The following is a 266-nucleotide window of genomic DNA, read 5'->3' as shown; positions in this document are numbered from 1 at the left end:
GGCGATGTCCGCGTTCAGCTGGACCTCGTTCCTGATCGAGCACGGCACCTACGCCGAGTGGATCGACCGCGGCAGGCCGAGCCCGCAGCACCACGTGTGGGCCAAGTACCTGCAGTGGGTCGCGAAGTCGATCGACCTCGAGCTCGTGCTCGGCCGGGTCGAGCAGATCCGCCACGGCGGCAACGCCGTCGGTGACCAGTGGCAGGTCGGCTTCGTCTACGCCGACGGCCCCCGCACCGATCTCACCGCCGACGGCATGAGTATCA

Annotated in this window: 1 protein-coding gene; it reads left to right on the top strand. The window is 68.4% G+C overall.

Translation table 11 applies throughout. The features are described 5' to 3' along the window. A partial coding sequence (locus ACFWPJ_RS25240; protein ID WP_378854862.1) for a SidA/IucD/PvdA family monooxygenase occupies positions 1–266 on the top strand: 266 nt, incomplete at both ends.

This window comes from Nocardia sp. NPDC058497, from assembly GCF_042720195.1.
Taxonomy (GTDB): Bacteria; Actinomycetota; Actinomycetes; order Mycobacteriales; family Mycobacteriaceae; genus Nocardia.
The sequence above is the reverse complement of the archived record's forward strand: the minus strand, read 5'-3'. Positions and strand labels throughout refer to the sequence as shown.